This is a genomic window from Fulvivirga ligni, from assembly GCF_021389935.1.
Classification (GTDB): domain Bacteria; phylum Bacteroidota; class Bacteroidia; order Cytophagales; family Cyclobacteriaceae; genus Fulvivirga; species Fulvivirga ligni.
On sequence record NZ_CP089979.1, the window covers coordinates 2,638,097 to 2,653,724 of the forward strand.

Annotated in this window: 16 protein-coding genes; 7 read left to right on the forward strand and 9 right to left on the reverse strand. The window is 39.4% G+C overall.

The window, feature by feature from the left end; all coding sequences use genetic code 11:
• Positions 1-23: 23 nt before the first annotated feature.
• The 3 genes from LVD16_RS11400 to hisS are packed head-to-tail and all read right to left on the reverse strand — an operon-like array spanning position 24 to position 4,783.
• A complete protein-coding gene (locus tag LVD16_RS11400) occupies positions 24-1,925 on the reverse strand; it encodes a T9SS type B sorting domain-containing protein (protein WP_233774070.1) in 1,902 nt (633 codons plus the stop codon).
• A 1-nt stretch (position 1,926) separates the two neighbouring features.
• Positions 1,927-3,417: a histidine ammonia-lyase gene (gene hutH, locus LVD16_RS11405; RefSeq protein ID WP_233774071.1), complete on the reverse strand. Its 1,491-nt coding sequence runs from the start codon at positions 3,415-3,417 to the stop codon at positions 1,927-1,929.
• Positions 3,410-4,783 carry a histidine--tRNA ligase gene (gene hisS / locus LVD16_RS11410; RefSeq protein WP_233774072.1) on the reverse strand — a complete coding sequence of 458 codons (1,374 nt, stop codon included), beginning with the start codon at positions 4,781-4,783 and terminating at the stop codon, positions 3,410-3,412. Before hisS ends, hutH begins: the two co-directional genes overlap by 8 nt.
• Positions 4,784-4,933: 150 nt before the next feature.
• Here hisS and LVD16_RS11415 point away from each other — a divergent pair, with 150 nt between their 5' ends.
• Complete coding sequence (locus LVD16_RS11415) at positions 4,934-5,152, forward strand: hypothetical protein (protein ID WP_233774636.1); 219 nt, start codon at positions 4,934-4,936, stop codon at positions 5,150-5,152.
• Between the two features lie 59 nt (positions 5,153-5,211).
• On the opposite strand, the gene LVD16_RS11420 is transcribed toward LVD16_RS11415, so the two are convergent.
• Positions 5,212-5,715, reverse strand: coding sequence for a metallophosphoesterase family protein (locus LVD16_RS11420; protein WP_233774073.1), 504 nt, complete (start codon positions 5,713-5,715; stop codon positions 5,212-5,214).
• Positions 5,716-7,689, reverse strand: coding sequence for a glycoside hydrolase family 97 protein (locus LVD16_RS11425; protein WP_233774074.1), 1,974 nt, complete (start codon positions 7,687-7,689; stop codon positions 5,716-5,718).
• 122 nt (positions 7,690-7,811) lie between these two features.
• On the opposite strand from LVD16_RS11425, the gene LVD16_RS11430 reads away from it, so the two are divergent.
• The 6 genes from LVD16_RS11430 to LVD16_RS11455 all read left to right on the forward strand — a co-directional run bounded on the left by LVD16_RS11430 (position 7,812) and on the right by LVD16_RS11455 (position 12,317).
• Positions 7,812-8,369: a thioredoxin family protein gene (locus tag LVD16_RS11430; RefSeq protein ID WP_233774075.1), complete on the forward strand. Its 558-nt coding sequence runs from the start codon at positions 7,812-7,814 to the stop codon at positions 8,367-8,369.
• 61 nt (positions 8,370-8,430) lie between these two features.
• Positions 8,431-9,153 carry an SGNH/GDSL hydrolase family protein gene (locus LVD16_RS11435; protein WP_233774076.1) on the forward strand — a complete coding sequence of 241 codons (723 nt, stop codon included), beginning with the start codon at positions 8,431-8,433 and terminating at the stop codon, positions 9,151-9,153.
• A 139-nt stretch (positions 9,154-9,292) separates the two neighbouring features.
• Positions 9,293-9,850, forward strand: coding sequence for an RNA polymerase sigma factor (locus tag LVD16_RS11440; protein WP_233774077.1), 558 nt, complete (start codon positions 9,293-9,295; stop codon positions 9,848-9,850).
• Between the two features lie 11 nt (positions 9,851-9,861).
• Positions 9,862-10,641, forward strand: coding sequence for a HEAT repeat domain-containing protein (locus LVD16_RS11445; RefSeq protein WP_233774078.1), 780 nt, complete (start codon positions 9,862-9,864; stop codon positions 10,639-10,641).
• A gap of 48 nt (positions 10,642-10,689) precedes the next feature.
• On the forward strand, positions 10,690-11,502 hold the full coding sequence (locus LVD16_RS11450) for a DUF4097 family beta strand repeat-containing protein (protein WP_233774079.1): 813 nt from the start codon (positions 10,690-10,692) through the stop codon (positions 11,500-11,502).
• A gap of 53 nt (positions 11,503-11,555) precedes the next feature.
• Positions 11,556-12,317, forward strand: a complete 762-nt coding sequence (locus LVD16_RS11455; RefSeq protein ID WP_233774080.1) for a hypothetical protein — start codon at positions 11,556-11,558, stop codon at positions 12,315-12,317.
• Positions 12,318-12,321: 4 nt separating this feature from the next.
• On the opposite strand, the gene LVD16_RS11460 is transcribed toward LVD16_RS11455, so the two are convergent.
• The 4 genes from LVD16_RS11460 to LVD16_RS11475 form a co-directional block, all read right to left on the reverse strand.
• Positions 12,322-13,200: a DMT family transporter gene (locus LVD16_RS11460; RefSeq protein WP_233774081.1), complete on the reverse strand. Its 879-nt coding sequence runs from the start codon at positions 13,198-13,200 to the stop codon at positions 12,322-12,324.
• Positions 13,197-14,114, reverse strand: coding sequence for an endonuclease/exonuclease/phosphatase family protein (locus tag LVD16_RS11465; RefSeq protein WP_233774082.1), 918 nt, complete (start codon positions 14,112-14,114; stop codon positions 13,197-13,199). The genes LVD16_RS11460 and LVD16_RS11465 overlap by 4 nt, the downstream gene beginning before the upstream one ends.
• A 93-nt stretch (positions 14,115-14,207) precedes the next feature.
• On the reverse strand, positions 14,208-14,585 hold the full coding sequence (locus LVD16_RS11470) for a VOC family protein (RefSeq protein ID WP_233774083.1): 378 nt from the start codon (positions 14,583-14,585) through the stop codon (positions 14,208-14,210).
• Between the two features lie 70 nt (positions 14,586-14,655).
• A complete protein-coding gene (locus LVD16_RS11475) occupies positions 14,656-15,474 on the reverse strand; it encodes a helix-turn-helix domain-containing protein (protein WP_233774084.1) in 819 nt (272 codons plus the stop codon).
• Positions 15,475-15,628 lie beyond the last annotated feature (154 nt).

Sequence of the window (15,628 nt, forward strand, 5' to 3'; positions counted from 1 at the left end):
GTAATTGGAGCTTTTTGCATGAATTACTTTCTGATCAGCATTATGGTGCCGGTCTTTTTGATATCTCTGCCCGCCATATCTGTCATTTCTGCAATGAAAGCGTAGGTGCCCAGTGGCAGTTCTTTCCCATTTAAGGTGCCGTTCCAGGCTTCATTCATATCTTCAGTTGCAAATATGAGTTCACCCCAGCGGTTATAGATTTTTAAGGCAAAACTGGTGATGTATTTTCCGTTGATTTCGAAGGTGTCGTTGGTACCATTGTTATCTGGGCTGAAGGCATTGGGGTAGTAAATATTATTAGGCTTTATGAGAGTGATAGTGTTCGAAATACTGCTTTCTACATTGTCATTAGCTTGGGCTATTATCCTGTAAATTACCACTTGCTCATTATCATTGTCATCAGGGCCTTGATAGGAAATGTTATTGCCAGCATCTATAGTAGTAACTGGTGATCCAGGATAGTTTTTCTCAATAATGTAGCTGGAAATGCCATTAACATACCCTGTATAATCTGACCACTGCAGGTTCACGGTGTTGTCATTATTGAAATTACCAGTAAGAAGAATAGAGCAAGCGCTGGTGCTCTGGCTGCTTGAATTGCCACACTCATCAGTAGAGCCTATTTGGTAGCAATAGGATGCTTCTGAGGTAAGTAGCTCACTGTCAGTATAGGTAGGTGAGGGGCTGCTGCCAATGATTTCAAATCGGGTGTCGTTTCTTCGTTGAATGGTATATTCTCCGCTGCCTTCTACCTCAGGCCAGCTAAGAATGATGTCTGATCCATTAACTACGGTGCTGATGTCCTGAATTCGATCGGGAGGGGTGTTACTAAAAGCAGTTCCACATCTAGTAAGTGATCTGCTGGTAAATCCACCAGAGTAATTGGCCTGGATGGTGTAACAATAATCAACCCCACAGTTAATATCGATATCATTGTATGATCTGGTAACAGAGGCAAATGTCTGGGAAGAAGAATTGCCTTGAGATTCTTTTTCTAAAGTAAAATTAACAGATGGGTTGGCGGTTTTCCAGTTAAGCTTGTTGGCGTCGCTAACATTGGTCAAATCGAGCACTATACTGCATATTTCATTAGAGTTGGCAGTGGTATACGTGTCATCACAAATATTATATGGCCTCACCATAAAGCAATAGAAATTGTCTTTAAAATTGAGACCCGCATTAATCACCTGAGTTTCAATATTGTAAATGTGGTCACCATACCTTTGCCAACTACCGGAGTTATTAGGCTTAATATAAAGCTGATACAGTATGTCAAGCGGAAGTTTATATCTCAGCTCGATAGAAGACTCGTCTATTATTTGGAGGTCGGCTATGGTTCCTTCAGGCAGCTGGGAGTTAATAGGATTGACAGATTTAGTATTTGAGGAGCAATTATCGAAGGCACTGTTATTTAAGCCTCTGACACTTATATTTCTTATTGTATTGTTACTATATGAATAACTGGCATTAGCAGCATTTGCAGGTACCTGTATAACAGAGGTTGGCCCTGCTCCGAAGTTGATAACATATTTATCAAATCGATTATCAGTAACTTTGACTTCCACTTGATTGTTGCTGCATTTGTAAATGTCGAATTCAGGAGGTTCAGGATCTGAGATTTCTATGTCTATGTAATCCAGGCCATCTCCGGGATAAAATACACCTATTCGATAGTTTCCTGGTTCGGTATAAGTATGGGGATTAGTATCACCTTCTGATGTATCATCAGGATCATATTCGAAATAAACGGTACAATCGTTCTGAGTGGGACAAGGTTTTATGAAGTTAATCGTGACCGTAGTTCCTGGGCAACCTCCTATATAATCGACTTCAAAAAAGCCCTGAGTAGAGGAGTGTTGAGCCTTTCCTATGAATGATATAGTGCTAAGCAGAAATATTGAAATATAAAAAAGGGCCTTTTTCAAATTATAAGATTACGTTTTTCAAAAACTTCTCAGCTTTAGCCATGTCTTCATAAAGCACTCTGTCATCTTCAATAAACGGAACTTCCTCTCTAAAATTGCTCAACAAATCTTCCAGATATCCTGAAGTTTTTAAAGGTCTTCTAAACTCAATGGCCTGAGCTGCAGTGATTAATTCAACACCTAATATACGATATAAGTTGTTTACCACCTTAAAAGTTTTCGTCGCTGCGTTGGCACCCATACTTACGTGGTCCTCCTGTCCGTTAGATGACACTATGGAGTCTACAGATGAAGGTGTGCAATACTGTTTGTTTTGGCTGGCCAATGATGCCGCGGTATATTGTGGTATCATCAAACCGGAGTTAATGCCCGGGTTGGCTACCAGATAATTAGGCAGATCTCTTGATCCTGAGATCAGTTGAAAAGTTCTTCTTTCCGAGATGCTTCCTAACTCAGCCAGAGCCATGCTTAAAAAGTCTAACGGTAAGGCCAATGGCTGTCCATGGAAATTGCCTGCGCTAATGATTTGATCTTCATCAGGGAATACATTTGGGTTATCTGTAACGCCGTTGATTTCAGTAAGGAAAATATCTCTTACATAAAATATGGCATCGGCACTGGCGCCATGCACTTGCGGAATACACCTAAATGAATAAGGATCCTGAACATGCTTTTTAGCCTGAGTAATGATTTCGCTGCCCTCCAGAAGTTCTCTGAATTTTTGAGCCACTAAAATTTGGCCTTTTTGTGGTCTTATCTGATGGACTTTAGCGTCAAAAGGTTCGATGCGTCCGTCAAAAGCATCTAGGGAGATGGCTCCTATGATATTGGCCAAGTCAAATAGCCTTTCAGCATTAATTAATGACCAAATGCCGAAGGCGCTCATTAACTGGGTGCCATTTAATAAAGCCAAACCTTCTTTCGCTTTAAATTTAATAGGTTCAAAGCCTAGCTTTTGGTTCAGAGCTTTACCCGATAGTCTTTCACCTTTATAATATACCTCACCCAACCCAATTAGTGGGAGAGATAGGTGAGCCAATGGAGCCAAATCTCCACTTGCGCCCAAAGAGCCCATTTCATAAACTACAGGGTATACACCGTGATTGAAATAATCAATTAGACGATTTACCGTGGTGAGCTGTACCCCCGAATGGCCATAAGCTAATGACTGCACCTTTAATAGGAGCATTAGCTTAACTATTTCCTGCTGCACTTCATCTCCGGTGCCGCAGGCATGTGATTTCACCAGGTTTTCCTGTAAGATGCTAAGATCTTCCTTGGGAATGTTTTTATTGTATAATGAACCAAAGCCTGTGTTAATTCCATACACAGGCTCTGATGATGATGCTATTTTATGATCAAGATATTCTCGGCATTTAATGATCTTCTTCTCAGCAGAAGGAGAAAGCGCCAAAGAATAGTTGTTATTTATGATTTCCTGGATGTCCTCCAGTGATAGTGGTTCGTCTGAGATGTAATGAATTTTACCCATTCGCCTTTATCTTTTCTATAATCCCCTCAATGGTTAATTTTTCTTCTTCACCTGAAGTCATATTCTTAAATGTTAGCTGTCCTGAATTCATTTCATCAGAACCGATAACTATGGTGTAAGCAATATTCTTCTTGTCAGCATAACCAAACTGCTTTTTCAGCTTAGCTTTCTCAGGATAAATTTCTGATTTTATATCTGCTCTTCTCAGCTTGTTGAGTACTGATAAGCCATATTTTCTGGTATCATCATCAAAGTGAATGATCAAAGCCTCAGTAGAGGTAGTGGCATTTTTCGGGAAAAGATCAAGCTCTTCCAGCACATCGTAGATACGGTCTACTCCAAATGAAAAGCCCACCCCAGAAAGATCTTTCAATCCAAATACGCCGGTAAGGTCATCATATCTTCCACCACCGCTTACGCTACCGATGCTCACATTGTTTACCTTTACTTCAAAGATAGCTCCTGTGTAATAGCTTAAACCTCTGGCAAGTGATACATCAAAGTCAATGTGATTTTCTTTTAGATCAAATGATTTTAATATCTCCAGAATCTCCTCCATGTCAGCCAGTCCACTAAGACCGCTTTCAGAATCAGCGAAGATAGTTTTCAGCTGAGCGACTTTTTCTTCAGTGCTACCTGATAGTTCTAAAATTGGAACTGATTTTTTGGCAGCCTCTTCAGAAATGCCACGATCTACCATTTCTTTGAGCACCTGCTCTAGCCCTACTTTATCAAGTTTATCTATAGCAACGCAAAACTCACTTTCCTTCCCAGCGGCGCCAATAGCTTCTGTTACACCTTTAAGAATTTGTCGGTGGTTTATCTTTATGTCATAATCTGTAATACCCAGCTGAGCAAACACTTCGTTGATCATAAGTATGATCTCAGCCTCACAAATCAATGATTTCGTGCCCACCACATCAGCATCGCATTGATAAAATTCTCTATATCGGCCTCTTTGAGGTCTATCTGCTCTCCAAACAGGCTGTATTTGATACCTTTTAAAGGGCAGAGCAATATCATGCTGATTCATCACCACGTATCTGGCAAAGGGAACAGTAAGGTCATACCTTAGGCCTTTCTCTGAAATTTTAGGTAACAAAGCTTTGCTTCCACCTGAAATGTCAGCCTCATCGGCTTTAGATAAATAGTCACCAGAATTTAAAACTTTGAATAAAAGCTGATCTCCTTCATCTCCATACTTACCAGTGAGTACTGATAAGTTTTCCATAGTAGGTGTTTCTAATGGCATAAAACCATACTTTTCAAATACACTTTTTATAGCTTTGAAGATGAAGTTTCTTTTGGCCATTTGCTCTGGTCCAAAATCTCTCGTTCCTTTAGGTATAGTAGGCTTTTGACTCATGGCCGCAAAACTACAAAAAACCGGACAATTGCACCCTGATTATTCATAAGAGGTGAATTGCAAAAGAGATGAAAATATTTTAGGAACTATATTTTAATATTTGATCTATTCTGCTAACTTTGCAACCTCTTTGACAAAAATATATCGGAAATGGCAGTTACTAGACTTAAAAGAAAAGCGAAAAGAAATAAAGTAAGATCTAAAGTTAGAGTAGAGACTATACAAAGATTGAACACTAAGCCTGTTATCAAGAGTGTAGATGTAGAGCAAATTAAAGAAGAGTTCGCTAAAGACTCTAAAGGTTCTAAAACTGCTAAGAAAGAAACTAAGGCTAAGAAAGAAGAGCCTAAGGCTGAAAAAGAAGATTAATTTCTACTAACAATATTTTAAAAGGCTACCTTATTAATTGAGGTAGCCTTTTTTGCGTTTCATTGGATTTTACCTTTCTTGCCGAGCTCTATGGCTTGCATGTTCTTCACTTCCTTTCCTTCTATATCAAAGCGCATAATGGTTTTGATTTTGTGGAAGCCCTGAATACCAGCGGCTCCCGGGTTTATAAAAATCAGATTATTTAATTTAGGATCACGCATTACTTTTAAAATGTGAGAATGACCACAAATGAATATGTCTGGTGGATCAGCCTGAAGTAATGGCCTCATGTGTGGGTTGTATCTTGGCGGATAGCCACCAATGTGGGTGATCCATACGTTAAGCTCTTCACATTTAAACTTCTGATGTTCCGGGCAAACCGATGTAATCTCCTTATCATCAATATTTCCATATACTGCCTTCACAGGTTTGAAGTCTTGCAGCGGTTGTAATACGCCACTCCCAATATCTCCCGCATGCCATATTTCATCACACTCCTCAAAGTAGTCGAATACCTTGGGGTCCAGATGACTATGGGTATCCGATATTAATCCTATTCTCATTTATAATGGTTTTATGATAGCTGCCCAACCGCCGTCGGCTGCCATCTTAATCTCTATTTTGTCTTTGTTAGTTATTTTTTGGTTACTCTTTTTGTAATCTTCAGCAAACTTATGGGCATTGGCTCCATCTTCCATAATTTCAATGGTGTAATTACCTTCTGGCAAAAAGGAAAGATCTAAAATATAGTCCTTAGCGTTGGCAGCAGTCATGGCACCAACGTACCAGTTGCTTCCTTTTCTACGTGCCATTATAACATGATCCGCTATTTTACCTGATAAAGCGATGGTTTCATCCCAGGTGGTAGGGATTTGAGCAATAAAATCGGTGGTTTCCTCTTCCTGGTAGTATCTGGAAGGTGATTCGCAGAGCATCTGTAAAGGACTTTCATATATCACATACATAGCCACCTGATGACATCTGGTACCAAGGCTCATGGGTCTTGAAAAAGATATGTTGTAATTGATTTTATGGGTGTTTACCATAGAGCCTGGAGTAAAATCCATTGGGCCGGGCACCATTCTGGTAAAGGGTAGGGTCACGGTGTGTTCAGGAGTTATCAGGTCGCTCCATTTATTGTTTTCATTGCCTTTTACACCCTCATAGGAAAGTAAATTTGGATAAGCTCTGCGCAGACCAGATGGCTTAAATGCACCATGATAATCTACCAGTAGATGATGGGCCGCAGCCATTTTAGCGATGCGCTCGTAATAATTAACCATGTATTGGTCAGATCGCTGCATAAAGTCTACTTTGATGCCTTTCACACCCCAGTCCTCATATTGCTGCAATAATGTCTCTGCATCTTTATCTAATGGTTTCCATAGCGCCCATAGTATAATGCCAACGTTCTTGTTTTTGCCATATTTCACCAGTTCCGCCACATCAATGGCTTCTGTAGGTTCTGCAATATTGGTGGTAGATTTAGACCAACCTTCATCCAAAATGACATACTCTATGCCATATTTGGAAGCAAAATCAATGTAGTATTTGTAAGTGTCATTGTTAATGCCGGATTTAAAATCTACTCCATAGATGTTATTATCATTATACCAGTCCCAGGCTACTTTTCCGGGCTTTATCCAGGTTGGATCCTTTATTTGATTAGGTCGGGAAAGCTGATATACGAGCTGATTGGTTAAGAGATCTTTGTCATTTTCAGCTATAGCTAAAACTCTCCAGGGGAAATTCCTAGCACCTTTAGTCTTAGCAATATAATCAGCGTATTCTAATATCTCATTTCTGTCTCCACCTTGTTCTGTAGGAGTAGCCTTAGTTACATATTTAGGGTTTTTCGCTTCAAAAATACCATTGTCGGTTTTTGTGAGATAAAGGCCTGGATAGTCATATAGATCAGCTTCGGTAAATAATGCGCTGATGCCATCATTTTGAAATAACACCGGCAGTGAGCAAAACTTGTCTTTTTTGATTTCGCTAACCTTCACCTTCTCATAGCTTCTTTCATTGTGAGATATAATGCTCTCTTCTTCAGGGAAATAGCTGATGGTGCTCTCTGGAAATTGTAATGAGATAATTTCAGAGTCTACTATGATTTCTTTATTCTGGGTGCTGATGAAGCGATAAGCCGCACCATTATCATAAGCTCTAAATTCAATGTTGAATTTGTGAGAAAACTCTAGCAACAGCGAGTTATAATGGTCGTCAATAGATGACGTTTTTAAAGCCACTACCGGCGTGATTTTATTTTGTATGGCTTCAGTTTTCTGCTTTTTAATCTTACTAAAGCTGAGAGGTTTCCCATTGATGGTCAGTCCAATATCGCTGGGATCAAGTAAGGTTTTGTCTTTAAAGGTTACAGACCATTGAAGGTTTTCATTAGAGGTAATGTGAATGGTGACATTTCCATCCGGTGATTTGAGTTCTTGCCCATGGCTTGAAAGAGCATAACATACTAATAACAGCAGGAGTATGTAAGATTTTTTGATAATCTGATGTGTAGGGGCGAGTTTGTTCATGGTTTAGATTCATTAGGTGTAAACAATTTTCCTTAATCTTGCGTAGATATCAAAGCTTACTTCAGCTAGAAAATCATTTTCTGATATAAAGTAGGCGAATATTATAATCAAAAAGCTACAAAATGTCTCTTACACCATCAAATATGCTGCCTTTAGGTACGGTGGCTCCGCAGTTTAAACTCTATGATGCTATTTCTGAAAGAACAGTGTCTTTAGATGAAATTAAATCTGATGTGGCCACAGTGGTGATGTTTATCTGTAACCATTGCCCATATGTGAAGCATATTCAATCAGAGCTGGTAAAAATGGCAGAAGACTACATTCCTGACGGTGTGCAGTTTGTGGCTATTAGTTCTAACGATGTAGAGAATTACCCGGAGGACTCACCAGAGTTAATGAAAACAGAAGCCCGCAAATGGGGTTATCCTTTTCCTTACTTATATGATGAAACACAGTCAGTAGCAAGGTCTTATGATGCGGCCTGCACCCCAGACTTTTATGTTTTCGATGGACATATGCAGCTTGTATACCGTGGCCAGCTTGATGATTCCAGGCCAGGTAATGAGAAAGAGCTAACCGGTAGAGACTTAAGAAATACACTGGATGATATTATCAAAGGTAATCCTGTTTCGGAAGATCAAAGGCCGAGCCAGGGGTGTAATATCAAATGGAAAAAGTAACATCCTAAAAGCCGAAAACATAGTAGTTACGTATGTGTTTTAAAACCATATGCGTAATTACATGTACATATTTATAACCATATTTCTTTTGTTCGCTTGTGCAACTGACGATAACAACATGCCTGTAAATCAGCCTTCTACACCAAACAATCCTACTGATAGTCCTGATAATACTGTAGGTCAGTATTCTTTCCTTGCTTTGGGGGATTCATATACGATTGGTGAGAGTGTAGATGAAGCTGAGAGATGGCCTGTACAGTTGGCCAGTAGAATAAACAGTGGTGGATATGGTTTTACGCTTAAAGATCCAAAAATAATAGCTCGCACAGGATGGACCACCAAAGAGCTCAAGTCTGGTATTGCTTCTACAAATATTGATCAGGATTATGATTTGGTATCTTTATTAATTGGTGTGAATAATCAGTATAGAGGGCAGAGTGTAGAGACATATAAACCTGAATTTCAGGAGCTTTTAAATATGGCTATTGAATTTGCGGGGGGCAATAAGGAGCATGTGATTGTGCTATCAATACCTGATTATGGTTATACTCCCTTTGGTGCAGATAGAAAAGAAACCATAAGTAAGGAGATTGATGAATACAATGCCGCTAATAAGCAAATTACGGATGAGCTAGGTGTCAAGTATTACAATATTACTGACATTTCTCGTTCAGGAGGTGAATCCTTAGTAGCATCAGATGGGCTGCATCCTTCAGGTAAACAATACAGTGAATGGGTAGCCAAGATCCTGGCTGACTCAAACTTCATTAACACCTACAAATAAATATCTTTCACAATCCTTTTTAAAAGGCCTTTTCTGGCTAATAATTCTTTAATTTAAAAAAATATCAGCTTAGGCTGTAACCATTTTCAAATACCTCAGTTTCCCTGCCTGAATAGAGAAACGAAAAAAGAATTATTGATTGGAGTCGATTTCCGATAATGCATTGATGCTAAAAGTACAGGAGGGTGATCTCGATAAATTGGGGTTGCTATTTGAACGCTATAAAAAGGTTCTGTTCGGGTTCTTTTTTAATATGAACCACGATATGAGCCTTAGCGAAGACCTCGTGCAAAACGTTTTCGTACGGATTCTCAAATATAAGCATGGCTTTAAAGCTACAGGTGAGTTTAAGGTGTGGATGTTTCATATCGCAAGAAATGTGAATATAGACAACTTCAGAAAAAACAAATTCAAACATAGCGATTCACTCGACTCGTGGGAAGATCAGGTGTTGGATGAAGCCGGTAACCAAGAGATGGAAATGACTAAAATTGATGAGATGAGTCTCCTTGAAAAAGCATTGATCAAAATGGAGCCTGAAAAGAGAGAAGTCATCACACTTTCCAAAATAGATGGGTTGAAATATAAGCAGATCGGGGAGTTACTAAACTGCTCAGAAGGGGCGGTAAAGGTGAAGGTTTTTAGAGCGCTTCAAGATTTGAAAGAAAAATATATGCTCCTGGAGCAACGGCTATAATATTCTTAAATATGGAAGCTAAAGATTTAATTGAAAAATATAACACTGTAGGGCTCAATGCTGAAGAGATGAGGCGGATGGAGGATCTACTGGCCAGCGGAGCTATTGATTTAGATGATTTGAATGTAATCAATGAATTCAATCATAAGCTCGATGGTCTTGAAATACCTGGTCCCTCTGAGGGCATGTCAGACGGGTTTTACGCTATGCTTGCCCAGGAAAAGAAGCAATCTAAAGCTTCTGGTTCATTTGATTTGGTGCGGTGGTTTACAGTTAAACCAGCATTCAGATGGGCATATAGTTTTGGATTAGTTTTAGTCGGAGTGCTAGGAGGGTACTTTGTGAGTAGGCAACCAACTGACAATCAGCAGCTTGATCAGTTGACTTCTGAGGTGGCAGATATGAAGGAGATGATGATGCTAACCCTCATAGATAAGGAATCTACCAGTGACAGACTAAAGGCTGTAAATCTTACCTCTGAGATGACCAATGTGAGTCAAAAAGTGACTGATGCGCTGCTAAATACACTGGTTAAAGATGATAATGTAAATGTAAGGCTGGCGGCTATAGATGCCTTGTATCCATATGCTTCTAATCCAGAGGTTAGGAAAGGTATAATTAGGTCTATAGCAAAACAAGAATCGCCAATGGTGCAGGTGGCGCTGGCAGAAATGATGGTAAGGCTTCAGGTAAAGGGTTCTGTGAAGGAATTAGAGAATCTGGCAGGTAAGGAAACTACACCGCCGGAGGTGAAAGAAAAGCTAAAGGAAAGCATAGATATACTCATTTAGAAACAATAACAACACTCAAATAAATAGGTAAATTAAAACAGTAATTAGATGAAGAAAGGATTATTAAGTATAGTGATTTTGGCATTGACCTGCGGGAATTTTATAGTGGCGTTGGCTCAGGATAAAGGTGAATTTGCAGTGCCATTCAGTGATCCTGCCAAGCGTGGTAAAGTGAATGTGGATATAAAAAGTGGCTTTATAGAAGTAGTGGGAACAAGCAGAAAGGACGTTATGGTTTCCTACGAAAAGAAGAATAGTCATGGTAAAAAGTCTACCGAAAGAACGGATGGCTTAAAGAGAATCTCTGCAGGCACCTTAGATCTTGAAGTAAGTGAAAATAACAACCTTATTGATATAGAATCCAGCTCATGGGGCAGTGGCGTGAATCTCAAGATTGAGGTGCCTACGAATGTAGACCTTCACGTAGAGACTTATAATGATGGTTATGTAATGATCTCTAATGTAAATGGTGAAATTGTGGCGGAGAACTATAATGGTAAAATCACAGCTGAAAATATTTCTGGCTCACTGGTGGCCGATACTTACAACGGATCTATTAATGCTACTTTCGTGAAGGTTTCTCCTGATACGCCCATGGCATTTACCACCTACAATGGCAATGTGGATCTTACTTTTCCCTCAACTGTAAAGGCTAGCTTAAAGATGAAATCTGCTCAGGGAGAGGTTTTATCAGGTTTTGACTTCACGGTGAAGAAGAATGAGCCCATCACAAAAACTGAAAAGAAATCAGGTACTTATAAGGTGTATTTAGATGATTGGGTACGAGGCGATATCAATGGAGGAGGAGCTGAATTCATGATAAAAAATTATAATGGCGATATTTATTTAAGAAAGAAGTAACCATTGCAGATTTATGGAGTACATATTAAATAAGGTCATTAACTTAAAACAACATGAAAAATTTATTTACAGCATTAATTCTAATTATTTCTCCGCTTTTTGTCACTGCACAAACGGTTAAGCTAGATAATCTTTCCAGCTTTGATAAGCTGATTATTAAAGGAGATGTGAAGGAACTTACATTTTCACCAATGGCTTTTGGAAATCAAACTTCGCTAAGCATAGAGGGAATAGAGCAGAAGAACGTTACATCGGAGGTTTCAGCAGGTACTTTAACACTTAAGGTGGAAGGTTCTGTTGATCAGGTGAAGGTTTTTGGCAGCGCCGTTAAACGAATTGTCGGCCCGAAAGATATGGTGATTACAGGTGCAGAAACTGTAGGGGATGCCGGAAATTATGTGGTGACGAACTACACATATGGTGGTTTTGCAGATGGTATTGCGGCCTTGAACAATATGAATATTCAGATTCCTGAAATCAATATTCCTGAGATGAACTTTGAAGAATTTGAAGTGGCTATTCCTCCGATCAGCATTCCTGAAATGAATATTGATTTAGGAGAGGAGCTACATATGAGTCCTGAAGAAATGCAGGAATGGATGCAGGAAGTGCAGGAGGCAGCAATGGATGCTCAAAAGGAGGCTATGGAATGGCAGAAGGAATTTCAGCAGGAGATGCAAGAGAATGCCATGGAAAGACAGGAAGAGGCTAGAGAAGCTCAAGAGGAAGCCAAAAAAGCTCAGAAGGAATGGAAAGAGGAACAGGAGAAAATGAAATCAACTCAAAATAAATTGAAGAAAGGAAAAGAAGAATAGGTATCTATTCTTCTTTTTTTTGTGCTGATTTAGTTCTTGCACTTTCTATTATTACGGTAGTCAAAATCAGTGCTCCACCAATAAGCGTGGAGCTTTGAGGTACCTCTTTTAAGAATAGTAACCCTAGTAAAATGCCGTAAATGGGTTGGGTTCCACTTATTATACTCACAGTGGTCACTGAGAACTTTTTGAGGTTAGTAACGAATAATGTATGACCAATAGCCGTAGTTATTAATGCTAGTGCTATTGTAGGCATCCAGGCTCCTGAGATAGTTCTGATATCGTTAAAGAAAAATACCGGCCAGAATAAACAGGCCACAATTATCACCTGATAAAACATCAGCGTAGTGCCGGCGTATCGGGATACTTTTTTCTTTAGAAGTAAGTTTCTTAAAGTATAGAAAATTGAAGATACTAAGCCGCAAATGATGCCGAGTGTAGTGTCATTCCCCAAGCTAAATTCTGGAGCCAGAAAGTAAATACCAATTAAGACCAGAAACGCTAAAAGGATATGTGCAGGCTGAAATTTTGTTTTCAGTAGTAACGGTTCCAGGAAGGCGGTAAATACCGGATAAGTAAACAGAGATAGCATCCCAATAGCTACATTGGAGAGCTTGAGCGCATAGAAATAAGTAATCCAGTGGGCGCCAAGTAAAATGCCTCCTATAAGTAATGCCCATCCATCATGGGCCAGATTCACCTTCAGGCTATTCTTTTTCCAGCGGCAAAATAGATATAAAAATAAAGCTCCGAATACACATCTCCACCAGATGGTAGCTGGAGGAGGCATATTGATGTATCTTCCCAATACACCAGACGTACTCATAATGAGCATGGTAATATTGAGTATAAATAGGTTTTGTATATGTGTTTTGTCTTTCAAAGTGCTAAAGTTACTGTGATGGGGTAATGATCTGAGCCAACATAAGGACCAATGGTTCTATCAGCTACCGCCAAGTTTTTAGATACCAGACAATGGTCTAACGGGATCCTGAAAATCCAACCCCAACTGGGCCAGCTAGCTTGAATTCCGAAGCCATTTCTCGTATCCTCAAGATCAGAATTCTCTATCATTGATTTAAAATATGAGGAATATGGCGTGATATTGAGATCGCCAATTACTACTAAAGAGTCAATTTTTAGCTCTGAAATACTTTTTAAATGTTGATTTCTTGATACGGCGTAATACTCCGAAGTGGGTGGTAGAGTATGAGTGCCTAGAACGTTGACTTCAGAGCCATTTACTGCAAATTTGCAAAGTAAAGAAGGTACTTCTGACTGATCCAAAGTTAAGGTTGTGGTGCTGCTCGGTTTTTCTTTTGAATAGATGGCTATGCCAAAAGAGTCTCCCCTCAATACAGTTTGCTTGTAGGGATAATTAACCAGCGCCACCGATAGCTTATCATGCCAGTGTTTTTGGTATTCCTCAAATACCAATACGTCAGGGTTTTCAGTGTTAATGAAATTGATAGTAGCCTGATAGTTGTGATTGGACTTTAGTAGGTTGATGCTAGTGATTTTTAAATGAGTATTAGCACCATTGCTACTTAATTTAGAAGTATGAGGTAAAACTGCTATGGCGTTGGAAATGAGGAAGATGCCGGCTATAATGGCCATTCTCTTGCCGTTAGTAAATGAGAGTACTATAACGCACAGCAAAAGGCTTAGAGCGTATTGTAGCTTGAAGTTTGTAAAAAGATCCAGCTGCCAGATCATGGACCCAAAGAAGCTAAGAAAAGTAGCCAGACAGACGATAATGGCTGCTAAAGAGAATAAAATTCTGAAAGCTTTTTTCATGGATCTTGATAATGTAGATCCAAAGAAAAGCATTTATCAGGGCATTACATAGAAAAAGGGTGCTGGGTCAAAGCTCCAGGCACCCTTTAGTTCTTAATTTATAGGAGAAGTTATCCACCAGGTGTTGCCAAAAGGATCTTTGACACCACATGAGCGACCATAATCCTGATTTGCTGGAGGCATAATACTGGTTGAGCCCAAGTCAAGAGCTTTTTGATAGGTGATATCCGAATTTTCAACCCAAATGAACATCCCTGCATTAGCTTGTTTAAATTCTTCTGTGACCTGAGCAAACATAATGGTGCTTTCGCCAACTGTCACCTCGCCGTGCATGATCGTTTCCGTGTTGTCTCTCATAACTACCATTTTTTCTTTGGCATCAAAAGTACTTTCCATGAATTTCTTAAATGCAGCTGCATCTATGACTATGAGGTAGGGCATTACGGTATTATAGCCTTCTGGTATTTTCATAATTATAATGGTTTAATATTTTGCTAAGGTCTTTCTTAGATCGGTTGTACGATTGTAAAAAAGCGACATTTTAAACTTCTCTATATTCAGTTCCTTCAGCGTTGCCGAAGAAGTAGGTGCTGGGATCATAGCCTGAAAACTCCTTAAAATCTTTGATGAAGTGAGATTGGTCATAATAGCCACAGTCATGTGCTAGCTCGGTAAGGCTGTTAATCCGGCCAAAAGAATTGAGGGCTTCATTAAACCTTAGGATCCTTGAATACACCTTCGGGCTAAAACCTGAGCAGGCTTTAAATTTTCGCTCAAATTGTCTTAGAGAGAGGCAGTAACGATCCGCCATATCTTTCACATTAATTTGCCCTTGGGCTCTCACCATATGATTCACCGCATCATGAATGTAGTGCGAGGAACATTGCAATGGCAGTAATTTCTTCTCTAGAAACTGAGTGAGAAGACTTACACGATCCTCGTTAGTTCTGGCATTCATAATTCTGTCTGTGAGTTCTTCGCCTTCGGCTCCAAGTAAGGTTTGAAGGTTTACCATTTCATCACTGAGCTCATCAGAGGGTAAATTAAAAATGGCAGCTAAAGCAGGCGGATGTAGGTACACCCCGAAAATGCCAAAGTTGCCCTCGGTATCAAATCGGTGAAATTTCTTGGTCTGAGCATGCACAAGTGCTCTATCGCATCTAGTTTTTCTGTCAGCATTAATTTCATCAAAAGGGCCTTTGTAGTGGAAGAGTATTTCCGCACCACCATCGGCCACAGACCGATAAATATAAGGCTCCGGCTGAAGGAAGTTTATTTCATACACCCAAAACATACGTACATAACGCGCCAGTCTCTGTGGTGGGGGATAGGTTTTGTATAGTACTTGTTGGGATGGCATAAGTGTAATACTGGAAGATACAAGTTATAATTAATTGATTCTGATAATACTTCAGCTATTTATTTATTATTATGTTAATAATGGTATTTTTTAAATAAATAAAGTTATTTTAATTTGAGCTTGATGAGTATATTTATTGTTTGCGATACGGGTG